The following is a 25,078-nucleotide window of genomic DNA, read 5'->3' as shown; positions in this document are numbered from 1 at the left end:
GTGATCTCGCGAAGAGCCACCCCGAGCGGGTCTTCATCAACGGGAGCGCGGCCGCGCAGGACGCCCCCCTGCGCGACGCGGCGCCGAGCTTCTACCGTTTCTCGACGGACGGCGCGCAATGGATGGCGGGGCTCGGCTCCTATGTTCACAAGGAGAAGGGATACGAGCGGGTGGCGACCCCTGAGCCTCCCCGGGGTCGAGCCCCGGGGAGGTGTCGAGTCATCGACTCACACCGTGATCCGCGTGCCGTCGAACCTGGTGAACGTGAAGCCATCGAACGGCTCGCGGAAGGTGCGGCGCTCGTCGCGGAGCAGGCTGATGGCCACCTGCTCGCCCAGCGCCAGCGACGCCGCGGCGTCGGTGCGCCAGTGGATGCCCGCCCAGTTGCGCCCGAAGGCGGCGTTGGTCGCCAGCTTGTTCAGCTCACCGCCCACGGTCAGGGGCGGTCCGCTGTAGGGGATGAGCCGGGTCGGATCGGCCGGATCGGGGACGAACGGATCCTCGATCACGTGGTCCTCGTCGAAGAACGCCTTGATGAGCGTCACGTTGACCCCGGCGATGGCGGCGGCGCCGCCCGGGTACGACCCGTGGAGCGGAGCGCCCTCCGGGTAAGCCTGCGGCAAGAGGTAGCTGCCGAACGTGTCGTACGTCAGCTCGACCACCTGCGATTCAAGGATATCGCGGTGCAGCGGGTAATCGCGCGCGTCGTTCGCGAGGCGGTGGTGCACCAGCCCGCCGTACGCCTCGGGGCGGAGGTTGTTGTGCACGAACCACTTCTGCCAGTAGGTGGCGCGGATCTCGCGCGACGTCCCGAAGGGGAGCAGGCTCTGCAGGTAGCCGAGCGAGAAGGTCGCGGCGGCGGAGGCCTGCGTCCGCGACGTGAGGTAGGGGTTGGTCGGGCTCAGGGGGGCCGCGACGCCCCCCGGCACGCCCGGGTTCGTGCTGCGCGCCGCGGCGAGGAGCAGCGCCGCGCCCCAGTAGAGGGGCGCGCCGCCGTGAACGAGCTCCGCCAGATCGCGCCCTGTCGAGGGGTAGCGGGGGACCGGGTCGTACGCGATCGACCGGGTGGGGTTGAGCCCGTTTTGCACCGCGAGCCACTCGTCATACTCGGTCTGGAAGTCGTTGCCCGGCAGCGCCGTGCGGATCGTGCCCCTGATCACCTGCGGGCCATAGGGGATGTCGCGCAGGAGGAACTGCGAGATGTAAGGGCCGTCGAGCACGCCGGGAGGAATCACGTGCCGGGGCGTCCTGCCCGAGCGATCCCGGGGATCGGCGTAGGTGACGCTGCCGCGGAACAGCGTCCCCAGCGTCACGCGGCCGCGAGCGCGCGGGCCCGTGTAGCCGGAGAGCCGGTTGATCTCGTCGATGGCGTCCGCCACATCGCCGCTGTCCGCGTAACTCTCGAAAGGCACGTCCCGCAGCAGCGCCTGCCAGTAGACCTCGACCGCCTCGGCGGCCTTCTCGGCGCTCGCCAGGGCGGGGGGCGGGGGCAAGCCGATCTGGGCCGGGGTCGTGCCGATGTGGCTGACCGCGAGCGTGCCGATCGGGCCGACGAGCTTGCGGTCGCCGCCGAGCGGGATGGCCTCGAAATCGTCCCATTCGCGCGACGCGAAGGCCCTCGACGCGACGCGGTACGCCGCCGGATCCACCTCGCCTCGCTCGTCGTGCGGCAGGCCGCGCGTGTTCGTCCCGATCTTGTTGGGATAGCGCTCCTCGTCGCCGTTGGTCGGGTGCGGCGCGATCGGCACCTCGAACTGGTCGACCGCGGCCTCCACGCGCACGCGCAGGGCGCGCAGGCGGAGCTCGTGATCGAGCGGCGAGACGTGCGGATCGCGGCGCAGCGACCCGATGCCGTCGAGCAGATCGTCGACGCCCCCCCGGCCGCGCGCCGCATTGGCGACGCCGGGATCCGCGGCGAGGACACCTCCGACGGCGAGCGAGCCCGCCACGCCGATGAAGGCGCGCCGGCCTGTCGCCTTTTCGGCCCCCGATCGCTTCGCTGTGGCCTCGGAGCTCGCGGGCCCCGGGGCGTCAGGCGAGGAAGCGGCGCGCCGGCTATCGCTGTCGTGAGAATCGATGGTCATGGCGTTCAACTCCGTCGTTGCGTGGACCTTGGCGTCCGCCCTGCCGCGGCGTTCGCGGCCGAGCACCCATGAGACTCGGCCCGTGAGCTCGGGCGGCGGCGTCCCGTCCTGGAAGCGGAGACGGTGACAGCCTGCTTCCGACGGCGCGCGCGGCTCGAGCGCTGACGAGGCCGAGATGGAGAGGCAGCGGGCTCTCTCCGTCTCATCCGTTTTATAGGATGAAATGTCTACTATAACGGACGGACACGAGCAAGGACTTTGTTTCGCAGCGCACCCGCAACACTTCTGTCGTCCGGGGCCCGGTGGTATCGGGGGACGGGTGCGGCCGGGAGACGATGCGCAGGCGGGCTCCGTGATGGCGGACGGGATCGTCCGCGCGGCGCAGCTCGGGGACCTCCAGGCGGTCCTGGAGCTCTACCGCGACCTCCACCCCGAGGACGAGTCGTTCCCTCCCGAGCCCGGGCTGTCGGCGCTCTGGGCGCGCATGCTCGAGCAGCCCGGGCTCCGCGTCTTCGTGCTGGAGCGCGGGGCGGCCCTCGTGGCCAGCTGCACGCTCGTCGTCGTTCCGAACCTCACGCGCGGGGGCCGGCCATATGCGCTGGTCGAGAACGTGGTGACCCATCGCGAGCACCGGCGGAGGGGGCTCGGGTCGCGCGTGGTGCGCCATGCGCTGGCGGAGGCGTGGGAGGCCGGGTGTTACAAGGCCATGCTGCTGACGGGCTCGCGGCGGCCCGAGGTGCACCGCTTCTACGAGACGTGCGGCTTCCGCGCGGGCGACAAGACCGGCTTCGTGGCGCGCCCCGGAGCGGCCGGCTAGCGCGGCGTCCCCGTCGGGCCGGATGAAGGAGCGGTGGGCGTCGAGCTCACCGCGGGCAGCGGCGCGCGCTCACTGCGCTTGCGCTGTCGGGTCGTTGACGCGGCCCGCGAAGAGGATCGCCCCCGTCGTCTCGTCGTTGAAGAAGAAGAAGAACGGACGGTCCAGGACGATCGCCTCGAGTTCGAGGGATTCGCTGCCGCCTGCTGAGCTCGTGGTGCCGACGAGGACCGCCGTCGCCGCCGCCGCCTTCGTGCCCTCCTCGTCCACGTCGATGACCACCTTGTGAATGACGTCTTCGATGTCGAGGCTTCCGTTCTCGGGACTGAGGATGCCCGAGAAGTCGGCGTCTGGTGTGAAGGCGACCCCCATGCCGAGAGCCTCGAGCGCTCGCGTGAGCGAGGCGGACGAGCCGAACGAGAACTTCGAAGCGCATCGCCTCGTGCGCGCGCGCCGGTCGCAACCCGACCAGGTCACCTCTCCTCCGCGTCGACGACGAGCAACATCACGACGAATAGGTCTCTACGATTTGCCCTCCCGAGTCGTCGTTGGTTGATATCCTCCGGCGCTGCCTGGAGGAGAAAGATGATCGTTTCCGTCAAGGGTGCCGAGCTGTTCACCACGAAACGCGGCAGCGGGCCGGCGTGCCTGGTCCCGTGCAGCATTGGAACGAAGCCCTACGAGCGCCAGACGCCCGCGCAGCTGAGCGACCGCCTCGAGCTCGTCTACGTCGACCTGCGAGGAAGCGGGCGCTCGACCGGCGACCCTGCCGACCTCACCTTCGACGTGCTCGCCGAGGACCTGGAGGCCATCCGGGTCAATCTCGGGGTCGACCGGATCGCGGTCCTCGGGCACTCGATCCTCGGCGCGCTCGCCGCGGAGTACGGCCGGCGCTGTCCCGCGAGCGTGTCGCACGTGATCATCGCGGGGACCCCACCCCGCGGCGACATGGCCCAGCTGTCGGCGAGCTCCGCGTCGTTCTTCGAGCAGGACGCGTCGGAGGAGCGAAAGCGGATCCTGAGAGACAACCTGGCCAGGCTGCCCCCGGGCGCCTCCCCGGGCGAGGCCATGCTGGCGCAGACGCCGCTGCGCTTCTTCGACCCGCGCTTCGACGCCGCTCCGCTGTTCGCGGAGGCGGACCTCAAGCCGCGGTTCTTCGCGCACCTGCTGGGGACGCTCGCGCCGGCCTGGGACATCACCGCCGACCCGAGCTCGTTGCGCGTCCCGCTCTTCATCGCGCACGGGCGCCACGACTACACAGTTCCTTACGCGCTGTGGGAGGGGGTCGTGCCGACGTTGCCCGACGCCACGCTGCACCTCTTCGAGCAGAGCGGACATCAGCCGTTCTTCGAGGAGCCGGAGAGGTTCGCCGCGGCTGTGACCGACTGGATGAGCCGCCAGCGCTGAGGCCGCCAGAGGCGCTGTCACCGGTGGCCCGGCAGCCTCGCGACGAGCACCTCGAGGTGCGGTCGCTCCGGCTTCACCTCCGCCGCCTGCGCCCGCTCCTTTCGTGCTGGCGAGGCTCGGGACGAGGTGGATGAACTATACCCGAACAGAGCGCCGCGGCGAACGCTCCCTGAAGGCGCGGGGCTCGCGGTCCATTGCCGGAGGCGAACCATGGCGAAGCGCGCGAAAACGATGGTGCTCTTGCTCGTTGGCCTCGTCGGCCTCGTCGGCGCGAGCTGTGCCAAGAGCGAGGAAGAGATCCAGGAGGAGTTCGACGCGATCGTTGCCGAGTCGAACACGTGTAACGACGTCTCTGAATGCGTCTATGTGGAGCCCGGCTGCCCGCTGCAGTGTTCCGTGGCCGTGAACAGCGCCAAGAAAGCGTATGTGGAAAAGGAGGCGCGCGCGCTCATCGAGGAGACCGATGGCTCGGAGCGTGCTTGCCTGGACGGATGTGCCGATCCCGGCCCGCTCGCGTGCACCGCGGGCCGCTGTCAGGAGGGCGCCTCGCCCTGATTCAAGCCGCGGTGCTTCGCGCACCTGCTGGGGACGCTCGCGCCGGCCTGGGACACCACCGCAGACCCGAGCTCGTTGCGCGTCCCGCTCTTCATTGCGCACGGGCGCCACGACCACACGGTTCCCTGCGCGCTGTGGGAGGGGGAAGCGCTCGCTACGAGCGAGATCCCGGATCCCGCCCGGCGCGCCTGCCGCGGAGCCAAGCGGCTGCCTGGCTCCACGCGGAGACGACCTCGGTCGGCGCGCGCTCATCTGCCCCGATCGCCCTGCGCTCGCGCGCCACGTACACCGCGCTGCGCGCCACGTTCTGCGCGTGCCACGCTTCCACGAGCACGCCGTAGCGCCGTAGCGTCCGCGCGACGCGCTGCGACCCCTCCGCGCCCTCTCCGAGCTCATCTTGCACCTGGCGTGCGCGCGCTCGCGCTTCGAGGTAATCGCCCGTCCGCACGAACTCCTCCGCTTTTTCGAGCAGCTGGTCGACGTCGAGCGCCGGATCGTGATGGTTCATCGTAGCCCTCCTCTGGTCAGAGCGGCGAGAACACCGTCGTGAGGCTCGACACGCGAGACCTCGACGGTGGAGCCGACGCCCGCCGCATACGTCGCACTACGTGCATCACCGCCTGCGTGGCCAGCCGCGAGACCTCGGACGGGTCCGTGCTGTAGCGCGCTGCCTGATCGAATGCGGCCGCGACCAGGTCACCGAACTGAGCAGTAGTATGAGTGTTCGTCGTCATGGATTTCTCCTCGGCAGAAGGCGATGCGACCTCTCGGAAAATGAGGATCGTGGGCGGAACGCTAGAATTTAGCACCTGGTCGGCGGTTGATTATCAGGAAGTTTGAGCGTGATACGTCGAAAAAAGCGACGTATCTTCAGGGGATGGAATGGCTCAACTACCACCACCTCCTCTATTTCTGGGTCGTCGCGAAGGAGGGGAGCATCGTCCGAGCCAGCGCGGAGCTCCACCTGGCGCACCCCACGATCAGCGGCCAGATCCATCGGCTCGAGGAGGTCCTCGGCGAAAAGCTGTTCACCCGAAGGGGACGGAACCTGGTGCTCACGGAGGCCGGCCACATCGCGTTCCGTTACGCCGACGAGATCTTCTCGCTGGGGCGCGAGTTCGTCGACACGCTCAAGGGGCGCGCGAGCGGGAGGCCGCTGCGGCTGGTCGTGGGCGTCGCAGACGTCCTCCCCCCGTCGCTCGTGCGGCGGTTCCTCGAACCCGCGTTTCAGCTCGACCAGCCCGTTCAAGTCATCTGCCGCGCGGACAAGTCAGTTCAGGAGTTTGTCGCCGAGCTGGCGCTCCACAGGGTGGACGTCGTCATCGCCGACGGCCCCGCTGGGTCCGGCATCCCGGTCCGGGCGTTCAGCCGCCTGCTCGGCGAGTGCGGAACGACGTTCTTTGCCGCCCCGAAGCTCGCCGCCTCGCTCCGTCGCAAGTTCCCTCATTCCATCGACAAAGCACCGTTTCTGCTCCCCGGCGCGCCTTCAATGGTGCGCCGGGCGCTGGAGCAATGGTTCGACTCCCAGGAGATCCGGCCGACGATCGTCGCCGAGTTCGATGATAGCGCGCTGGCGAAGGATTTCGGGAAAGAGGGGATGGGGGTCTTCGCGGCCCCCACGGTCATCGAAGCCGAGGTTCTACACCAGTATCGGGTACGCGTGGTCGGGCGGTCGGAGGCCGTTCGCCAGCAGTTCTATGCCATCTCGGTCGAGCGCAAGATCAAGCACCCCGCGGTGGTCGCCATCTGTGAGGCCGCAAAGCAGAACATCTTTGCTGGACGCTGAGCACGCGCGCCCCGCCTCACCCGCCTCATCTGAGATGACACCGGGCGCTGCGTGGTCTCACATGTCGGTTTTTACGACGGATGAGGATGAAACTTCCGAATAGCCGAACGACCGGGCCGGGGGTAGAAGGAACATCGAAGCACTGCGCATGACGGTCCGGTGCTGGTTGCCTCGTGCTCGTGGGCGCGGCAGGCGGCGCTGCGGGCACAGGGCGCATGCGGACATGAAGGACCGACAGATAAAGGAGAGACGCATGGGAACGATGGCACCGAGCGCAGAAACGACGAAAGCGAAGCTCGAGGGAGCCGCGAAGCTCGACGACCGCAAGCGCATCAACGATGTGAAGGGCGCCCCCGAGGTGGCGCGTTCGAAGCTCGACAGCTTCAGAGCGGTGGGGAGCGCGAAGTGGGAAGGCATCAAGGCAGGCTTTGAGAGCTTCCGGATCCGTCTCTACTTCGCCTTCACAGACCTGAACCGCAAAACCGCCACCACGTACAGCCGCTGGATGAACCCACCAGGCAAATAGAAGGAGATGCCATGGAAAAAGCTAGCATGGACCGCATGTGGCTCACACGCACGGACCGCATCGACACGGTGACCCGTGGCGCGATCGCGGGATCGATCGCTGGCGCTCTGTTCGCTGCCTTCCAGATGGTTGCGGCCGTGGAGGCGGGAAGCGGGGCGCTCTGGCCCTGGCGCATGGCCGCGTCGGTCGTGATCGGCGGCGAAGCCTTCGTGGCGTCCGCAGGAGTGGCGCTCCTCGCCGGCGGGCTCGTGCATCTGTTGCTGTCGGTGGCGAGCGGCGTCACCGCCGCGATGCTGTACGAATGGTCCCAGTGGTCACGCACCCACCGCGCGAACCCAGCCCTGGCCTGCTTCGCCGGCGCGGGGTTCGGGGGGCTGATCTGGCTCGTGAACTTTGCCGTGATCGCGCAGGCCTTCATTCCGTGGATGTGGAGGCCCGACCAGAGCCTTCAGCTCGCGTTGCACCTCGGCTATGGGGTCGCACTGGGCCTCGCGCTGCGAGAGCTGGGGCGCCACGCCATGAACCCGCCCGACTCGGCGCAGCCGGCGTGACGCGGAGCCGGGGAGGCATCATGAGGACGTGGCGCCGGTACGGCCCTGGCGACCCCGCCGCGGTCTGGCGCCGCCGCGGGCCGTCGTCGAGCGACCATCCTCTTCACCGCGGGCAGCGGCGCGCCCTCATCGAGGGCTCGGGGCTCCCGGGGTCGCTTTCGTGCTGGCGAGGCTCGGGCCAAGCAGGGTGAACTATACCCGAGCAGAGCGCCGCGGCGAACGCTCCCTGAGGCGCGGAGCTCGCGGTGACTGCCGGAGGTGAAGCATGTCGATGCGCGCGAAATGGATGGTGCTCTTGCTCGTCGGCCTCGTCGGCCTCGTCGGCGCGAGCTGTGCCAAGAGCGAGGAAGAGGCCCGGGAGGAGTTCGACGCGATCGTCGCCGAGTCGAACGCGTGCAACGACGTCTCTGAATGCGTCTATGCGTCGCCCGGCTGCCCGCTCGGGTGCTGGGTGGCCGTGAACAGCGCCAAGAAAGCGTATGTGGAAGAGGAGGCGCGCGCGCTCATCGAGGACGTCGAGCGAGGGGGGCAGTATTGCCAGTACGAATGCGCCGTGCAGGGCCCGCTCGAGTGCACCGAGGGCCGCTGTCAGGAGGGCGCCTCGCCCTGACGCGCGGCTCGCCGCGAGCTCGTGCCGAGCGCGGTTCGTCGGGCACCAGGCCAGAACGGCCTGCGCGCCGGAGGCGCCGCTCTCTCCATCTCGGGTGCGATCCCGCCCAGGTCGGGCCGCGCCCCGGGCCGGTCATGGCACCGCGTGGCCGTCGACCCGGAGCTGGAACAGGAAGTACGGCGGGATGCAGGCGCCCTCGCCCGAGCTCGTCCTGGCGCACACGTAGGAGGCACGATGCCGAGGCTACGCCCACCCTGCCTGCCCGGCGCAAGGGGGCGCTCGGCCCGCTGTCGTGAATGTGCGGCGCGGGGGTGGCATCAGAGGCGGAGACATGCGCGGCGCGGGCGCCGCGGGAGGACCGGGCGGCGTGGCTGCCTGGCGGAGGCACGGGTCTATCCGAGATTCGAGGGCTGAGCATGGACTGCGTTTCACAGCAGGCCCAGGCGCCGCCACCACGGCGCCACAGGCATGATCTCGTCTGCGTGGAGCGCGCCGCGCTCCTCATGCTCTTCTTGATGGGCCTCGCGCTCGTCGCCGGCTGCGCGCGCGCAGCTCCGGGGAGCGACGAGCGCGAGGGCACGCAGGAGGCGCAGCTTCCATCGCCGACGGGCGCCATGAGCGTCGCGCGCGCGAACCACACGGCGACGCGGCTCCTGGACGGCCGGGTCCTCGTCGCCGGCGGGCGGGACGACACCCGGTACGGCGTCGACGCCCACTCGAGCGCAGAGATCTACGACCCTCGAGCGCGCCAGTGGACGCCCGCGGCGTCGATGGGCTCGGCGCGCAGCGGCCACACCGCCACGCTGCTCACCGACGGCCGGGTGCTCGTCCTCGGCGGCAACAGGAGGATGAGCGAGGACAGCGTGCTCGCCGCCGCGGAGATCTACGATCCCGCGCTGAACGCCTGGACGGCCGTCGCGCCGATGGGGCTCCCGCGCGGAGGGCATACCGCCACGCTGCTCGCCGACGGCCGGGTGCTCGTCGCCGGGGGCTTCAGCGTGCTCGGGCGGTGGCAGGAGCTCGCCATCTGCGAGATCTACGACCCCGCGGCCGGCGCCTTCAGCCCCGCAGCCTCCCTGCTGTACCCGCGTCGCGGCCACGCCGCGGTGCGGCTCCTGGACGGCAAGATCCTCGTCGCCGGCGGTGAAGGCAACCTCGCCGAGCTCTACGACCCGGCGAGCGACACCTGGTCGCTCACCGGGCCGATGGTGGAAAACCGCGCCGACAACGCGGCCACGCTCCTCCCCGGCGGCCAGGTCCTCGTGATCGGCGGAACGGGCGCGCCCTGGGGGGGCGACACCGAAGCGGTGCAGGCGGAGGTCTACGACCCGGCGACGAGCTCCTGGACGGCAGCGCCCGGGCTGGGCGCTCCGTCCTTGCAAGGCGAGGAGATCGCGGTCTCCGGCATCTCCGGGCAACGCGCGGTGGCGCTCGCGAATGGCCGGGTCCTGCTCTCCGGAGGGGAGCGGTCCACCCGCTCGCCCTGTCCCTGGTACACCATGGATTCCTGCGCGGACTGGCGGGATTCGCCGTCGATCGCCATCTTCTCGGGCACTGCGCTCTACGACCCGGCGGGCGGCGGGTGGACGGCGGGAGCGTCGATGATCTCCGGGCGCTCCGAGCACACCGCGACGCTGCTGCTCGACGGCAAGGTCCTCCTCGCGGGCGGCTACGCGGGCGTCGCGCGAAATGACAGCAGCTTCTGGCCTGATCGGGTCGCGACCACCGGCGCCGAGCTGCTCACCACGGCGACGAGGACTGCCTCGGCGACCTGGCGGACATTGCTGCTGGCGCGCTAACCCCGGCCTGGAGAACGCCCACGATGATGACGTCGGCGACGGCAGTGATCCCTGCGTGGGTCCCGGGCTCGCGCGCGCACGCGTTCAGCTCGGGCGAGCAGACCGCGCGGGCGCACCGGCTCACCGCGCCGTGGGACGAGCAGACCGTGATCTGGAATGGCTTCGCCGCGAGCTTCGATAAGCAGGTCGAGGCGATGCTGGTCGGCGGCGCTCACGGCCCCATCTCGATGGACGCGACCGGGCTCGTGCAGGCCTGGATCGAGGGCGCCCACGAGAGCCACGGATTGCTCCTGGAGGAGAATTCTACCGGCACGACGATGTACCGCTCGCGTTAGCACCCCAGGACCGGCGACCGCCCGTGGATCGAGGTTTGCCGCTTCGCGCCGTGACGCCGCCGTTGCTGCGGAGATGTGCGCTGGGCGCCGCCCAGGGCCAGGTTCCACGCGATCCTCACCGCAGCGGTCGTGATGTGCTGGCGCGTTTGCCGATCTGTCTCGCGCTGAATGTCGAGTCTGTTCCGAGCATCGTAGGTTGCATGACCAGAACCTCCGAAGAGATCGGTTCAACATCCAGGCGTCGCCTGCGCGGGCCCACCGCCCTGTGTCTCGCGACGCTCGTCACGATGGCCGCGTGCAAGCCAATCGCACGCGACGGCGGCGGCGGCGGCTCCTCGGGCGACGGCGGCAGCGGCGGCTCCTCGGGCGACGGCGGCAGCGGCGGCTCCTCGGGCGACGGCGGCAGTGGCGGCTCCTCTGGCGACGGCGGCAGCGGCGGCTCCTCTGGCGACGGCGGCAGCGGCGGTGCGAGCACCTCCACCGGCAGCGGCGGCTCCTCTGGTGACGGCGGCAGTGGCGGCTCCTCTGGCGACGGCGGCAGTGGCGGCTCCTCTGGCGACGGCGGCAGTGGCGGCTCCTCTGGCGACGGCGGCAGTGGCGGCTCCTCTGGCGACGGCGGCAGCGGCGGCTCCTCTGGCGACGGCGGCAGCGGCGGTGCGAGCACCTCCACCGGCAGCGGCGGCTCGCCAGGGACATGCGTGCCGGGATCCGTCGTCGCGTGCTACTCCGGCCCTGCGGGCACCCGCGACGTGGGGACCTGCACTTCCGGAACGCAGACCTGTCGCCCTGACGGCTTCGGCTACGGCCCCTGCGCGGGTGAGATCACCCCCGCAGCGGAGGCCTGCGCCACGCCGGAGGACGAGAGCTGCGACGGCGATCCCTCTTGCCCGCAGCCGGCGGCGTGGGCGCGCGGGTTCGGCGGTTCCAGCGCCGACAACGGGCTATCCATCGCCAGCGACGCCGCGGGCAACTACTACGTCACCGGCTCCTTCCAGGGAACGGTCGACTTCGGCGCCGGCCCTCTGACCAGCGCAGGTGCACAGGACGTCTTCCTCCTCAAGCTCGATCCCTCGGGCGCGCTCATCTGGAGCAAGCGATTCGGCACACTCTTCACAGAGATCGGCGGCGCCGTGACCGTCGACGGGAACGGTGACGTCTTGATCGCCGGCCGCTACGACGGCGACGGGCTGGGCTATACGACGGGCCTCGACTTCGGCGGATGCTCCCTGCCGGGCCCTTACGATAGATTCGCGATGTTCGCCGCCAAGCTCGATCCCGACGGCAATCACGTCTGGAGCAAGGGATTCGGCCCTGCTTCGGGCACCCCCAGTCAGTTCACCGTTTATCAGATCGCCGCCGATGCCATGGGCAATGCACACATCGCCTTCGTCGATAGCGAGTCTGCGCAGGTGATGAAGCTGGACGCGGCAGGCAACACCCTCTGGCGTAAGGGTATGATAGGGTATCCCAGCGATAACATAAGCCTCGCGCTCGACAGCGCGGGCAACGTGCTGACGGTGCACTCAGGCTACTACCCTGACGAATCCCAGAACGGCCTGTTCATCTCCAAATTCTCTCCGTCGGGAGGTTTGCTGTGGCGATACCAGAGCCCCGGAGACACCTGGAACTGGTTCGCCAGATCGGTGGCGGTCACGTCGGCGAACGAGATCTTCGCGACGGTCATAAACTATGACACGTTCTCATACATCCTCATCAAGCTGAATGCGGCCGGCGAGCATGTCTTCAACCGCCCGGCACCGGGCGCGAAGATTGTCGTCGATCCCGCCGACAACCTCCTCGTCGCCGGGCCCGGGTTCACCATGCTCGACACCGACGGCACGCAGCTCTGGACGGCCAGCTTCGCGGGCGGCGTGTCGGACATCACCATCGCTCCGAGCGGCGCGATCGCCGTCACCGGCAGCGTGCGGAGCGCGGTGGACTTCGGGACCGGCCCGATCGCGTATGCAGGAGACTGGGATATCTATGTTGCCACGTTCAATCCGCCGTCGAGCGGCGGCAGCGGCGGCAGCGGCGGCAGCGGCGGTGCGGGCGGCGGCGGCGCGGCGGGCAGCGGCGGCGCGGGCGGCGGCGGCGCGGGCGGCGGCGACCCGGCGGAGACCTGCGTGCCGGGCTCGGTCATCGCGTGCTACTCCGGCCCTGCCGGGACGAGGGGCGTCGGCACCTGCGCTGCCGGGACGCAGACCTGCCGGCCCGACGGCTTCGGCTACGGCCCCTGCACGGGCGAGGTGACGCCCACCGACGAGGCTTGCTTCACGCCGGAGGACGAGAGCTGCGACGGCGCGCCCGATTGCCCCGTGCTCCCGCCGTGGGCGCGCGGATACGGCAGCACCGGCGCCGACGAGGGCCTGGAGATCGCGAACGACGCCGCGGGCAACTACTATGTCGCAGGCACCTTCGAGGGAACAGTCGACTTCGGCGCCGGCCCTCTGACCAGCACCCCGCCTTGGAAGGACGGCTTCCTGCTCAAACTCGATCCATCGGGCGCGCCGCTCTGGAGCAAGCGCTTCGAGGACCGTCCGTACGCCATGACCGTCGGCGGCGACGGCGACGTCTGGCTGGCCGGCGCCTACGGGTGGGGCCTCCCCGCCAGCGGGTTCGACCAGTGCCTGCCCCCGTTCGACTTCAGCGCAGCCCAGCAAGCAGCCTTCGTCGTCAAGTTCGACCGCGATGGCAATCCCCTCTGGAGGCAGGGACCCATCCTCTCGCCGGCCACGTCAGGCCTCGACTCCTTCGCCCCGGAGCAGATCGCGGTCGATGGGCTCGGCAACGCGTACATGGCCTACGTCAACAGCGAGGATCGGCCGAATGTCTTCCTGGCGAAGCTGAGCCCCGCGGGCAACGTCCTCTGGAATCAACAGATCACGGACTCGACCTCATGGTTGGTATACAACGCTGATATCGCGATCGACAGCGCCGGCAACGTGCTGGCGGTGACCGCGCCGGAGTCCGCCGTCGCGCAGCTCACCGTCACCAAGCTCGCCCCGACCGGCGCCGTGACCTGGAGCCAGGCGTTCGCGCCGGAGCCGTCGATCCCCCCCGGCGGCGACCCCGGAGACGCGGCGTGGTCGGTGGCCGTCAACGCGGCCGACGAGATCCTCGTGGCGGGCATCACGGACGGGACCGTCGATCTCGGCGGCGGCGTGCTGCCCGCCGGCCCCGCGCTCCTCAAGCTGGACGCCGCGGGCGCGTACGTCTTCAGCGACTCGGTTCCCTTCGGCGACAGCCTCGCGCTGGATCCCGCCGGCAACATCGTCGTCGCCGGGAGCGGGCTCGCGAAGCTCGACCCGACCGGCGCGGAGCTCTGGACGCTCGGCTTCGCGGCCGGCGCGAAGGACGTGACGGTCGCTCCGACAGGCACGATCGCCCTCACCGGCGCCGCGAGCTCGGCGGTAGACTTCGGGACTGGCCCGATCCCCTACGCCGCGGGCTCCGACGCCTTCGTCGCCACGTTCGCCCCCTGAACCACCGCTCCTGGAGCGGCCGCGCGCGAGCCGATCTTCGCCGCGGCCGCTGCCGGTGCTCGCGGCTCCCGCGGCCGCGCTCGCGCACCGGAGAGGCGGTGTCCGCGCCCGGCGCCGCCGTTCCATGGTGAGTTTCACCTCGGTTGAATGTCCCCCCGACCGCGCGCATCAGAGGGCGGCGGGAGGAAGCCTGAGATCATGCGATCGATAGGGAGGCTCGGGCGCGCCGCCTTGTGCGGGCTCGTCATGCTGCGCGCGGGCGCCGTCTGGGCGGCCAGCGCGCCATCGTGGGAGACCGTGCCGCCGATGATCACCCCGCGGAGCGAGCATTCGGCCACGGTGCTCCAGGACGGCCGGGTGCTCGTCGTGGGTGGGTATCCGGAGCTGGACGCGTTTCCGTACACGGACACCGAGGCGCTGAGCCTCAGGGAGGTCGAGATCTACGACCCGGCGACGAGGACCTGGTCGCCCGCGGCGCCGCTCGGGCAACGCCGCCGGGGACACGCGGCCGTCCTCCTGCCGAACGGCCATGTCCTCGTGGCGGGCGGCAGGGCGACCAACGAGCAGGGCGTCAGGCCAGAGATACGTTCGACGGAGACCTATGACCCGGCGAGCAACACCTGGACGACCGCGGGGCGGCTGCCCCTACCCCAGCCCGATCCGTGGATGATGCTCGTTGGCGGCAAGCCGATGCTGGTCGGCATGGCCTGGAACGAGGCCGCGGTGAGCACCCAGTTCCAGACGGCCGTCTACGACCTGGAGTCGCGCGCCTGGACGACCTTGCCCACCTGTGGCCCTGTGAGCAGGGTCGACCCCGTGAGCGCGACGCTGCTCCACGAGGGCCGGGTGATGGCGATCGGGATCGACTGTAGCCTCTATGACCCGGAGACGCGGCTCTGGACCTGGGAGCACGGGGCCCTGATGCCAACGTACAGATACCGGTACCCTGACGCCACGACGCTGCCGGGCGGCGGTGTCCTCGTCGTCGGAGGCACCCCCTCCGGTCCGGACCCCGAGGTCCACGCGTTCGCGCAGGTCTACCTCCCTGAAGACGAGCGCTGGGAACCGACGTCCGGCCCGTATGCTCCGGCCTCGACGCCGTGCCGGCCGTCGGGCGACTCGAGCATCCGAGGGATGCGCACCTCGCTGCTCCCGAGCGGAAGGGTGCTGTTGACCGGTCGTGCTCGATCGCGGGGAGTACGACCTCGTCGACCTGCGCGCTCGCGCGGTCGCGCGGTCGCGCGGTCGCCAACGACTGGATCTCCTCGATCCAGGTGCCCCCCGGCTACACGGTCACGGCGTACGACGACGCGGGGTACACCGGCACGTCGGTGCAGTACACCTCCGACGCGCCGACCCTGGGCGCCACGAACGACAAGATCTCCTCCATCGTCATCGAGTGACGGTCCCGGGCCTCATCGCTGAAGCGCTCGCCCCCCTGCGGCCGCGCCGGCGGCGCCAGAGGAGCAGCCGATCGACGTGAGCAGAGGACAGACGGTCAGACCCGGGTCCGGACGACAGACGATCGGGCCCGGGTTTGCGCCGCCGTGCGAGCGTACGCCTGCACGCTTGTTTCATGATTCTCCCCGGGCGCGCATAGGGATTCACAGCAATGGCGAACCGCGCTCCGCCGCACGACAGAGCGCATCTCGGCCAAGCCGAGATAGAGCGAGAAGGCGCCATATGAGCCAGCCATTGCCGCGCGTCCTGTCACTGCTCCGTGAGCGAAAGGATGAGCTCATGCAGCAGTGGACATCACGCATCCGGGACGATCCGAAGATCCCCCAGGCGCACGCGCTCAACGAAGAGGATCTGAGAAACTACACCCCGAAGCTCCTCGAAGACCTCATCGACTCCCTCGCGCAGAGCGCGCGGCCAGGCATGCCGGGCGGAGCCAGCAGCCAGGAGATCGGCAGCTCGGAGGCCGCCAAGGTGCACGCCTCTCACCGCCTCGCCCAGCGCTACTGCCTCGCCGCGGAGCTGCGCGAGCTCGGCGCTCTTCGCTCGGTGATCATCGACATGTTCGCGCGGGAGAGGGTGAACCTCGGCGACGGGGAGGCCCAGCTCGTGCACTCGACGCTCGACGAGGTGATGGTCACCGCGGCCGTCGAGGTGGAGCGGACGACCTCCGCCGAGCTCCGTCGTGACGTCGTGCTCCGCGAGATGTTCATCGCGGTCCTCGGGCATGACCTGCGCACCCCGCTCGCCGCCGTCCGGCTCGCCGCCGCCGCGCTGCTCAAGCGCGAGGACGTCACCGCCGCCGTGGCGCGGCTCGTCCAGCGGATCGCCGCGAGCAACGACAGGGCGGTTCGGATGGTCGAGGACATGCTCGACCTTACGCGCGTCCGCTGCCACGGCGGCCTTCCGGTCGAACCGAAGCCGATCGACCTCTGCTCGATCTGCCGGCAAGTGGTCGTGGAGCTCGAGCTCTCCCGCCCAGAGCACACCATCCGCCTCAAGGTCCAAGGCGACGGACACGGCACGTGGGATCCGGGCCGGATGGAGCAGCTCATGTCGAACCTGATCGGCAACGCCGTGGACTACAGCCCGCCGGAGGAGCCGGTGCAGGTGGAGCTGCGCGGGCAGGATCAGGCCGTCGTGCTCGAAGTGAGCAATCGCGGGAGCCCGATCCCGCCCGAGCTGTTGCCCGTGATCTTCGATCCGTTCCGTCGGGGCGATCAGCAGCACGAGGACCTGCGACGATCAAAAGGGCTCGGGCTGGGGCTCTTCATCGCAAAGGCGATCGTCGACGCTCACGGAGGCTCCATCGAGGTCACGAGCACGCAGGAGCAAGGCACCACGTTCCGTGTCATGCTCCCTCGTCCGTCGTAGCTCGTTCATCTCGCCGGCGTACACCTCTCCTCTGGTCTTCTTCACCTTCTTCACCTTTGCGCGCTTTCCGCGGCGAGGATCTCTTCGAGGTGCTCGCGCGCCTCGGCGTCGCGCCGGCTGACGGTGACGGCGGGCTCGCCGAGGCCGCCTCGGCGCGGGGCGGTGCCGTCGCCCAGCTCCCGTCGCCGGCGGGCCGGGAGCGCGCGCTTGCGGCCCAGGGGCGAGACCGCGTCGCGCTCCGGCGACGAGCGCGGCAGGACGTCGGCCGATCCTTGCTGCGGCGCGGCCGGCATCGGCGAGGGATGGGCTGGCACGGGAGCCCCCGTGCCGTGATGGAAGTTCACCTGGGGTGAATGCCCGACCGACAGCGCGCAACAGAAGGCGGCGGGAGGGGACAGGGACCACGCGATCGATAGGGAGGCTCGGGAGCGCCATCTTCTGCGGGCTCGTCATGCTGCGCGCGGGCACCGCCTGGGCGGCCAGCGCGCCGTCCTGGGAGAGCGTGCCGTCGATGATCACGCCGCGGGGCGAGCACACGGCCACGGTGCTCGAGGACGGCCGGGTGCTCGTCACGGGTGGGTATCCGCTGGTGGACGCGCCGCCGTACACGAACCTCGCGGCGATGAGCCTCCGGGAGGTCGAGATCTACGACCCGGCGACGAGGACGTGGTCCCCCGCGGCGCCGCTCGCCCAGCCTCGCAGCGGGCACGCGGCCATCCTCCTGCCGAACGGCCGTGTCCTCGTGGCGGGCGGCAGGTCGAGGAGCGTGCTGCCAGACGGCTCAGCGCTCGCTTCGGCGGAGCTCTACGACCCGACGAGCAACACCTGGACGGCCGCGGCGCCGCTGAGCATGCCCCACCCCGCGCCCTCGATGATGCTCGTCGACCGCAGGCCGGTGCTCGTCGGCTCGGGCCTGAACAACGCCTTCGACAGCGATCGATTCAACAGCGCCACCTACGACCCGGAGTCGGACGGCTGGACGGAGCTCCCGCACTGCATCAGCGTGGAGAGGATCGAGTTCACCGGGGGCGGGCTCATCCCCATGCCCGTGAGCGCGACGTTGCTCCACGACGGCCGGCTGATGGCGGTCGGGAGCGGCTGTAGCCTCCATGATCCGGAGACCGAGCTCTGGACCTGGGAGCGGGGGGCCGTGATGAGCACGAGCGAGTACCTGTCTCCTCACGCGACGACGCTGCCGGGCGGCGATGTCCTGGTCGTGGGAGGTACCCTGTCCGGTCCGGATCCGCAGGTCCACGCCTTCGCGCAGGTCTACCTCCCGCGCGACGATCGCTGGGAGCCGACCTTCGGGTCGTATGCGCCGGCCTCGACGCCATGCGGGCGGGGCAGCCTGGGGATCCGGGGGGTGCGCACCTCGCTGCTCCCGAGCGGCAAGGTGCTGCTGACCGGAGGCATGGAGCCCTGCAGGGACAAGGTCTCGACAGCCAACATCGTCCCCTTCTTCTCGACGATGGCGCTCTTCGACGAGGCGACCCGCGCCTGGTCTCCCCTCGACATGGAGCCGCCGGTCACCATGGCGCGCGCATACCATTCCTCGACGACGCTCAGGGACGGCAGCGTGCTGATCGCCGGCGGGTACGTCGCTGCCGCTTCCGCGACGGCGTCTGCCGTGCTCTTCCGCGAGCGCTCGCCGCTCGGCGAGGGCTGCGCGGCGGACAGCGACTGCGGCAGCGGCTTCTGCGCGGATTCGGTCTGCTGCGACGCGGCCTGCGCCGGGCCGTGCGACGCCTGCGCGGTCGCCGCCGGAGCGCCGCAGGACGGCGTCTGCGCGCCGCTCACGGGCGTCGCGTGCGACGACGCCGACGCGTGCGTCGCGGGGGGCGTCTGCGAGGCGGGCGCGTGCGTCGGCGGCGAGGCGGCGCCGGACGGCACGCCGTGCAGCGACGGCGACGTGTGCTCGGCGGCGAGCGCCTGCGTGGGGGGCGCCTGCGTCGGGGCGAGCCTCGAAGCGTGCCTGCCCGCCGATGCGTGCCGCGAGGCGCCCGCGTGCGACCCCGCGGCGGGCTGCGCGCTGCCCGGGCCCGCGAAGCCTGACGGCACGCCCTGCGGCTTCCCGGGCGCGGAGGAGGGTTGGCAACAGACCGGGCGGCTCGATGCGTTCTTCTACGATGTGGAGCCCACGTTGCTCCCGGACGGGACGGTCCTCGCCGTCGGCTTCGGCCTGGCCGTCCGCGGGACCCCGCAAGGACGAGGTTGGACCCGCTACGATCCGCGCACGGGCGCGTGGGAGCCCTTCAAGGTGTTCGGCGAGGGACTGTATTCTCCGCAGACCCCCACGCTGCTTCCGGACGGGACGGTCCTGGTGATCGATACAGGCAGCCTGAGGACCACCTCGCGGGCGCTGCGTTTCGACCCGGCGACCGGCGTGTGGTCGCGGGTTGCGCCCCTGCTCTTGCGGCGCAGGACACAGACCGCCACGGCGCTTGCGGACGGCCGGGTGCTCGTCGTCGGCGGCGACCGGACCAGCGACGGGGGCGGCGACCGGGTCGAGATCTACGATCCGGTCGCTGACACGTGGACCGCGGCAGCGCCGATGAGCACCCGGCGAGAGCGCCACACGGCGACGTTGCTGCCGGACGGCCGGGTCCTCGTCGCCGGCGGGCTCGGCGCTGACTCGATGGTACCGGCGACCACGGAGCTGTACAGCCCGGCGAGCGACACGTGGACGCCCGCCGCCTCGATGAGCAGGAAGCGCGCATACCACAAGGCGACCCTGCTCCTGGACGGCCGGGTCCTCGTCATCGGCGGAGACAGAGAAGGGCCCGCCACTACGACCGAGATCTACGATCCTGCGAGCGACACGTGGACCCCGACGGGGGAGATGGTCGAGCAAAGGTCGCCCGCGGGAGCGGCGCTCCTCCCCGACGGCAGGGTCCTGGTGACGGGCACCGTGGGGAGCACCGACGGTGCCCTGGCCGCTGAGATCTACGATCCGGCGAGCGGCACCTGGGCGCTCGCGCCGGCGCTGGACGTGATGATCAGCCGCCACGGGACGGTGCGGCTGAGCGACGGTCGTGTCCTGATCGTCGGCGGCCGCGCCGGTGGGCGGATGTCGCCGAGGCCGGAGGTCAATGGATACCAGGGGCTCAACCACGCGTGGCTCTATGTCCCGGCGCAGCCCGGGTCACCGGGAGCGTGCCAGAGCGGTGCCTGCGTACCGGGAGAAGGAGGCGGCGGCACGGGGGGAGACGCCAGCGGCGGTGGCGGCGCGGGCGGCACAGGCGGCACGGGGGGAGACGCCAGCGGCGGTGGCGGCGCGGGCGGCACAAGCAGCGGTGGCGGCGGCGGCGATGCCAGCGGCGGTGGCGGCGATGCCAGCGGCGGCGGAGCGCCCAGCGGCGGTGGCGGGAACGCAGGTAGCGAAGGCGGTGCAGGCGGCACGGCCACAGGCGGCCTCGGCGGTGACGCTGGCGATGGCGGTGAGGCCCCGTCCACCACGGCCAGCACGACGGGCGCCGGGAACGAGGACACCACGAGCACCAGCGCCAGCACGACCGGCGCGCAGAGCAGCGGCGGCGGCGCCCTCCCGACTGCTGGAGGGGGCGGCGGCTGCCGCATGACTCCAGGCGACCAGCAGACGCCGGCCTGGCTGCTCGCCCTCGGCGCGCTCGCCACCTTGCGGCTGCGCCGGCGACTCCCGAGGACGAGCCGCCAGGCGTGAGCAGAGGACAGGCGTGACCGCCCAGCCATCGTCATGGGCGGTCACGCTGTGCAGCCTTCTCCGCTTGTTCCCCCGCCCAGCCGGGCCAGACGCTCTTGCGAGAACATCGGAGTACCTGGTCCGCGCGATGGCGCTCATCGCCATGGCGCTCATGGCCGACCTGATCCTAGTTCCGTTCAGGAACATCAAAGGCCGGACCATGTTCACCTGGATGAGCTTCGGTCCGGGCGGTGAGGTCGTGGAAGATCGGCTGTTCCTCGATCTGGACGGCGCGCCCCAGGTGGTCGGGCTGGACGCGGATCTCGCGCTTCGGGTAGACGCGTGCTTGCGAAACAGACCTCCCCTGTCGGAGACGGCGCCCCCGCGCGGCTAGTCGCCGCAGGGGTCGGAATAAGAGCAAGTCTTTATCTGGGACGGATCGCGGCCGCGCCGCGGCAACCTGGTCGGGTCTCCTCCCCTGATCTGCTCGAACGCTGGCCGAGCGCTTGCCGAGAGAATCCGTGTGTTATCCTTGGTCACGATCATGCAAGGCGCGACTCTTCGCTACGTCGTCGCCGGCGACGGGACGCGCATCGCGTGGCACACCCACCGCGGTGCAGGCGATGAAGAGCGGCTGCTCGATCGCGCGCCTGTCATCCTCACGAACGGCCTCAGCACGACGGAGAATTTCTGGCAGCACCTCGTCAGCGCGCTCGCGACGACGACCCGCCTCGTCCACTGGAGCTACAGGGGCCACGGGCAGAGCGAGACGGCGCGGTCGGGGGACTACACCGTTCAGACCCACGCGGACGACCTCCTCCGGGTGACGGAGGCGGTCCGTGACCACGGCGCGTACGCCGGCGCGCCGGTGCACGTCGCCTTCTCGATGGGGGTCACGGTGCTGCTCGAGCTCTACCGCCGCCGCCCCGACCTCGTGCGCGCGATGGTGCTCATCGCCGGCGGCGCCGATCACCCCTATGCCTCGAGCCTCGCCCTGCGCCTCCCCGGAGCCCGCGCGGCCCTCCGTCGGGCGATGCGCACGGCGGCGCCCATCCTCCCTCGCATCTCGCCGGTCGTGCGCCGCGTCACCGCCTCCAGAGCCCTCTTCTCCCTGGGCCAGGCCGCGGGCGTCCTGGCGCCCGAAGCGCCACGGGAGGAGCTGGAGCACTTCTTCCGGGCCGTCGGGACCATGGATATGCGCGCCTACTGGGAGTCCATGCGCTCCTTGATGGAGGCGCGCGCGTCGGATGTCCTCCCCGGCGTGCGGGTGCCGGTCCTGGTGCTCGCGCCCGAGCGCGACGTGATGGCCCTGCGGGCTGACCTCGAAGCGCTCCGCCGGCAGATCCCCGGCGCCGAGTGGATGCTCGTCCCCCGCACAGGCCACGCGATGCTCCTCGAGGCAGGGAGCGTCGTCTCGGAGCGCATCCGGGTGTTCTTGCTGGGGCTGCCGTAGCGCCGTCACGGACGGGGCGCCGGGCGCGCCCCACGGGCGGCTCGACCGATCGCGTCTCCGCTCCGGGTCGCGACCCAACCACCGGCCCCCGACCACCCGACCCAGGTTGAGCCATCACGACCGCGACCCCCGGTTGACCCGTCGATGGGGGTCCGCCGACCGAGCCGATCAAGCGATGGGTCCTGGGGCGCGCTTGACACGGGCCGAAGCTCTGGCCTTTCCTGGGCTCTGCCATGGCTGGCCTGGACCACGATTTCTTTCTGCTGGATCGCGCGGAGCACCCATTCACGGCATACGGAGACTTCGCTGGCAGCTCAGGCACGATCCAGATCCACGACGATCTCGTCCGCTACATGTTCGACGCTCTCCGGTGGATTCCGTCGCTGAACCCCGCGCGGAAGCGGCGCGGCTTCGGGCTGAACCTCCATGGCCCGACGATCGTCACGGACGCTGGCGCGCCGATCGCGCGACGGATCTTCGAATCCTGGGAGCGACTCTTCTCCAGCTCGCCGCCGATGCTCCGCCTGACGGGCGGGTGGTGCGAGATTGCCGGGAGCCCCGGGACTGGTCGTTATCTGAAGCTCAGAGTTCGCCGAGATGACGCCATCACGCGGCTGCGCGGCCTGGCTTCGCTCTGTCGGCGGGTCGAGCGCGGCGGCGGCCAGCGCTACCTCCTGCACATGGGCATTTGAGCTGACCCCGCGACCTCGACCTGGGTCGGGTCGGCCGCGACCTCGACCTGGGTCGGGTCGGGAACCTGGGTCGCCGGTCGCCGCGCGAGCGCCGCCGAGCTCGCCGTCCCTCGCGCAATCGCGCGCCCCGGTCGTCCGCGCCCGAGCTCGCGGCTGCGCCGCGCCGCCCCGCGACAGCGCCCTGCTGCGGCGTCTCGCGCGCGAGCGCCCCATGCTATGAGGTCGTCCCCATGGCGAGCCGCTTCTACGTCACGACGCCCATCTACTACATCAACGACGTCCCGCACCTCGGCACCGCCTACACGACGATCGCCGCCGACGTGCTCTGCCGCTACCACCGCCTGCGCGGCCACGAGAGCCGCATGCTCACCGGCACGGACGAGCACGGCCTCAAGATCCAGCGCGCCGCCGAGGCGCGCGGCGTCGCGCCGGGCCCCCACGCCGACGAGATCGCCGCCGCCTTCCGCGCCACGTGGCCGAAGCTCGGCTGCGCTCCGGACGACTTCATCCGCACGAGCGAGCCCCGCCACAAGCAGGGCGTGCAGGAGCTCTGGCGCCGCATCCAGGAGCGCGGGGACATCTACCTCGGCCACTACGAGGGGCTCTACTGCGTCGGATGCGAGGCCTATTATACCGAGAAGGACCTCCAGCAGCCCGGCAACATCTGCCCGCTGCACAACAGGCCCGCCGAGAGCGTCAAGGAAGAGAGCTACTTCTTCCGCCTGTCCAGGTACGGAGACGCGCTGCTCGACTACTACCGGCGCAACCCCAGCTTCGTCCAGCCCGCGAGCCGCCTGAACGAGGTGACGAGCTTCGTGCGCGAGGGGCTCCAGGATCTCTCCGTCTCCCGCACCACGTTCCAGTGGGGGATCCCCGTCCCCGGCGACCCGAAGCACGTCATGTACGTCTGGTTCGACGCGCTCGCCAACTACATGACCGCCCTCCGGGAGCCCGAGGACAACACCCGCTTCTGGCCCGCGGACGTGCACCTCGTGGGCAAGGACATCCTGCGCTTCCACGCCGTCTACTGGCCTGCGTTCCTGCTCTCGGCCGGCTACGGCGAGGCGGAGCTGCCGCGGCAGGTCTTCGCGCACGGGTTCCTCACCTACAGCGGCCAGAAGATGTCGAAGACGCTCCGCAACACGATCAGCCCCGTCGAGGTGGCGGAGGCCATCTCCGAGGCGGCGGCGGGGGCGCTGCCCGGCGGCCAGGGCGCCGCGGCGGGCGCGCCGCCCATCGGCGTCGACGTCGTGCGCTACTGCCTCATGCGCGCGATCTCCTTCGGTCACGACGGCGACTTCAGCGTCCAGGACCTCCTCGCGCGGTACGCCTCGGAGCTCGGCAACGCGCTCGGCAACCTGCTGAACCGGGTGCTGCCGTTCGCCGAGGAGGTCCCCGAGAAGGGGGCACCCGGCCCGCTCGAGGAGGAGCTCGCCAGCGCGCAGCGGCAGGCCTCGACGGCCGCGTCCGCGGCGTTCGACGCGCACCACCCGACGCGCGCGCTCGACGCGATCTGGACGGCGATCGCCGCGGCGAACCTCTACGTCGACAAGGCCGCTCCCTGGGTGGCCAAGAAGACGGACCCGGCGCGCCTCGCGACGATCATCGCGACCCTGATCGAGCAGCTCGAGGCGATCAGCGTGATGATCTCCCCCGTGATGCCGGTCGTGGCGGACAGGATGCGCGATCAGCTCGGGCTGCCGCCGATCGCGCCCGAGGTCGGGGTCGATCAGTGGCCGCTCAACCCTCCTGTCCGGAAGCCCGGCGCGAAGCTCCGCAGGGGCTCGCCCATCTTCCCGCGCCTCGAGAAGGACAAGGAGGCCGAGCTGCTCGCCCGGTTCGCACCGCCGCAGCCGGACGCCGCCCCGCCGCCAGGAGCGGGCGCGAAGCCCGAGGCCACGGCCGCCCCCGGGGCAAAGCCCGCCGCCGCCCCCGCGGCGAAGCCCGCTCCCGCCACCGCCGCACCCGCGGCAAAGCCCGCTCCCGAGGCGGAAGCCGGCGCGCCCGCCCCGACGGCGCGCCAGGCCAAGGCCCCCGTGGCGTTCGACGACTTCGCCAGGCTGGACCTCCGGATCGGCGTCGTCACCAGCGCCGAGCGCGTGAAGAAGAAGGACCGGCTGCTCGACCTGCGCGTCGACACAGGCGACGGCGCGCCCCGGCGCATCATCTCGGGCATCGCGGCGAGCTACGCCCCGGAAGAGCTGGTCGGCCAGCGGGTCGTCGTCATCTGCAACCTGCTGCCGCGCGACTTCGGCAAAGGCCTCGTGTCCGAGGGCATGCTGCTGACCGCCGAGGTCGAAGGGCGCGTCCGCACCGTCACCGTCGATGCCGCCGCGCCAGGCACCCCGGTGCTCTGACGCCACGCACCGCCCGTGTGATATCCATCACACTTAACAAATACACCGACAGCAGAGCTCCACCCCCGCGGCATTCCAGTGAGCCCGCGACCATCCGTTCCAAACATATATCCACCGCGTGCGGGACCTGTTATGGG

At 70.7% G+C, this 25,078-nt stretch carries 22 protein-coding genes and 1 pseudogene; 18 read left to right on the top strand and 5 right to left on the bottom strand.

What is annotated here, in order from left to right:
- Positions 1-227: 227 nt before the first annotated feature.
- The gene (locus WME89_RS01175; protein WP_438007446.1) at positions 228-2,084 is read right to left on the bottom strand and encodes a vanadium-dependent haloperoxidase; all 1,857 of its coding nucleotides are present in this window, start codon (positions 2,082-2,084) and stop codon (positions 228-230) included.
- A 355-nt stretch (positions 2,085-2,439) separates the two neighbouring features.
- On the opposite strand from WME89_RS01175, the gene WME89_RS01170 reads away from it, so the two are divergent.
- The gene (locus WME89_RS01170; RefSeq protein ID WP_438007445.1) at positions 2,440-2,901 is read left to right on the top strand and encodes a GNAT family N-acetyltransferase; all 462 of its coding nucleotides are present in this window, start codon (positions 2,440-2,442) and stop codon (positions 2,899-2,901) included.
- A gap of 69 nt (positions 2,902-2,970) precedes the next feature.
- Here WME89_RS01170 and WME89_RS01165 read toward each other — a convergent pair whose 3' ends face one another.
- Positions 2,971-3,375, bottom strand: coding sequence for a serpin family protein (locus WME89_RS01165; protein WP_438007444.1), 405 nt, complete (start codon positions 3,373-3,375; stop codon positions 2,971-2,973).
- Positions 3,376-3,483: 108 nt separating this feature from the next.
- On the opposite strand from WME89_RS01165, the gene WME89_RS01160 reads away from it, so the two are divergent.
- On the top strand, positions 3,484-4,305 hold the full coding sequence (locus WME89_RS01160; protein ID WP_438007443.1) for an alpha/beta fold hydrolase: 822 nt from the start codon (positions 3,484-3,486) through the stop codon (positions 4,303-4,305).
- A gap of 210 nt (positions 4,306-4,515) precedes the next feature.
- The gene (locus tag WME89_RS01155; protein WP_438007442.1) at positions 4,516-4,860 is read left to right on the top strand and encodes a hypothetical protein; all 345 of its coding nucleotides are present in this window, start codon (positions 4,516-4,518) and stop codon (positions 4,858-4,860) included.
- A gap of 154 nt (positions 4,861-5,014) precedes the next feature.
- Here WME89_RS01155 and WME89_RS01150 read toward each other — a convergent pair whose 3' ends face one another.
- Together WME89_RS01150 and WME89_RS01145 are read right to left on the bottom strand one after the other, a co-directional pair.
- Positions 5,015-5,368 (bottom strand): hypothetical protein, encoded by a 354-nt coding sequence (locus WME89_RS01150; RefSeq protein WP_438007441.1) that lies wholly within the window; start codon positions 5,366-5,368, stop codon positions 5,015-5,017.
- Positions 5,369-5,384: 16 nt separating this feature from the next.
- On the bottom strand, positions 5,385-5,594 hold the full coding sequence (locus WME89_RS01145; protein ID WP_438007440.1) for a hypothetical protein: 210 nt from the start codon (positions 5,592-5,594) through the stop codon (positions 5,385-5,387).
- Positions 5,595-5,737: 143 nt separating this feature from the next.
- Between WME89_RS01145 and nhaR the strand changes: the two genes are divergently transcribed.
- The 10 genes and pseudogenes from nhaR to WME89_RS01095 all read left to right on the top strand — a co-directional run bounded on the left by nhaR (position 5,738) and on the right by WME89_RS01095 (position 16,781).
- Positions 5,738-6,646: a transcriptional activator NhaR gene (gene nhaR, locus WME89_RS01140; protein ID WP_438007439.1), complete on the top strand. Its 909-nt coding sequence runs from the start codon at positions 5,738-5,740 to the stop codon at positions 6,644-6,646.
- Positions 6,647-6,899: 253 nt separating this feature from the next.
- On the top strand, positions 6,900-7,172 hold the full coding sequence (locus WME89_RS01135; RefSeq protein ID WP_438007438.1) for a hypothetical protein: 273 nt from the start codon (positions 6,900-6,902) through the stop codon (positions 7,170-7,172).
- Between the two features lie 11 nt (positions 7,173-7,183).
- Positions 7,184-7,723, top strand: a complete 540-nt coding sequence (locus WME89_RS01130; protein WP_438007437.1) for a hypothetical protein — start codon at positions 7,184-7,186, stop codon at positions 7,721-7,723.
- A 271-nt stretch (positions 7,724-7,994) separates the two neighbouring features.
- A complete protein-coding gene (locus tag WME89_RS01125; protein ID WP_438007436.1) occupies positions 7,995-8,333 on the top strand; it encodes a hypothetical protein in 339 nt (112 codons plus the stop codon).
- A gap of 416 nt (positions 8,334-8,749) precedes the next feature.
- The gene (locus tag WME89_RS01120; protein WP_438007435.1) at positions 8,750-10,132 is read left to right on the top strand and encodes a Kelch repeat-containing protein; all 1,383 of its coding nucleotides are present in this window, start codon (positions 8,750-8,752) and stop codon (positions 10,130-10,132) included.
- Positions 10,133-10,155: 23 nt separating this feature from the next.
- Positions 10,156-10,467, top strand: a complete 312-nt coding sequence (locus WME89_RS01115; protein WP_438007434.1) for a DNRLRE domain-containing protein — start codon at positions 10,156-10,158, stop codon at positions 10,465-10,467.
- Between the two features lie 200 nt (positions 10,468-10,667).
- Positions 10,668-13,949 carry a hypothetical protein gene (locus WME89_RS01110; protein WP_438007433.1) on the top strand — a complete coding sequence of 1,094 codons (3,282 nt, stop codon included), beginning with the start codon at positions 10,668-10,670 and terminating at the stop codon, positions 13,947-13,949.
- A 147-nt stretch (positions 13,950-14,096) separates the two neighbouring features.
- Positions 14,097-14,576 (top strand): annotated as a pseudogene (locus WME89_RS01105) (Kelch repeat-containing protein); the annotation flags it as partial.
- 647 nt (positions 14,577-15,223) lie between these two features.
- Positions 15,224-15,352, top strand: a complete 129-nt coding sequence (locus WME89_RS01100) for a hypothetical protein (RefSeq protein ID WP_438012099.1) — start codon at positions 15,224-15,226, stop codon at positions 15,350-15,352.
- A gap of 280 nt (positions 15,353-15,632) precedes the next feature.
- Positions 15,633-16,781: an ATP-binding protein gene (locus tag WME89_RS01095; protein ID WP_438007432.1), complete on the top strand. Its 1,149-nt coding sequence runs from the start codon at positions 15,633-15,635 to the stop codon at positions 16,779-16,781.
- A 50-nt stretch (positions 16,782-16,831) separates the two neighbouring features.
- On the opposite strand, the gene WME89_RS01090 is transcribed toward WME89_RS01095, so the two are convergent.
- A complete protein-coding gene (locus tag WME89_RS01090; protein ID WP_438007431.1) occupies positions 16,832-17,125 on the bottom strand; it encodes a hypothetical protein in 294 nt (97 codons plus the stop codon).
- A 107-nt stretch (positions 17,126-17,232) separates the two neighbouring features.
- Here WME89_RS01090 and WME89_RS01085 point away from each other — a divergent pair, with 107 nt between their 5' ends.
- From WME89_RS01085 to metG, 5 genes are all read left to right on the top strand, one after another.
- Complete coding sequence (locus WME89_RS01085; RefSeq protein ID WP_438007430.1) at positions 17,233-20,460, top strand: kelch repeat-containing protein; 3,228 nt, start codon at positions 17,233-17,235, stop codon at positions 20,458-20,460.
- Positions 20,461-20,587: 127 nt separating this feature from the next.
- On the top strand, positions 20,588-20,833 hold the full coding sequence (locus tag WME89_RS01080; RefSeq protein ID WP_438007429.1) for a hypothetical protein: 246 nt from the start codon (positions 20,588-20,590) through the stop codon (positions 20,831-20,833).
- Positions 20,834-20,983: 150 nt separating this feature from the next.
- Positions 20,984-21,892 carry an alpha/beta fold hydrolase gene (locus tag WME89_RS01075; RefSeq protein ID WP_438007428.1) on the top strand — a complete coding sequence of 303 codons (909 nt, stop codon included), beginning with the start codon at positions 20,984-20,986 and terminating at the stop codon, positions 21,890-21,892.
- A gap of 233 nt (positions 21,893-22,125) precedes the next feature.
- Positions 22,126-22,584 (top strand): hypothetical protein, encoded by a 459-nt coding sequence (locus tag WME89_RS01070; RefSeq protein WP_438007427.1) that lies wholly within the window; start codon positions 22,126-22,128, stop codon positions 22,582-22,584.
- A gap of 230 nt (positions 22,585-22,814) precedes the next feature.
- The gene (gene metG, locus WME89_RS01065; RefSeq protein ID WP_438007426.1) at positions 22,815-24,941 is read left to right on the top strand and encodes a methionine--tRNA ligase; all 2,127 of its coding nucleotides are present in this window, start codon (positions 22,815-22,817) and stop codon (positions 24,939-24,941) included.
- The last annotated feature ends 137 nt before the right edge of the window (positions 24,942-25,078 follow it).

It is taken from the genome of Sorangium sp. So ce321 (genome assembly GCF_051530195.1).
Lineage (GTDB): Bacteria > Myxococcota_A > Polyangia > Polyangiales > Polyangiaceae > Sorangium.
Note: the sequence above shows the minus strand (reverse complement) of the source record. Positions and strands in the feature narration are given on the sequence as shown.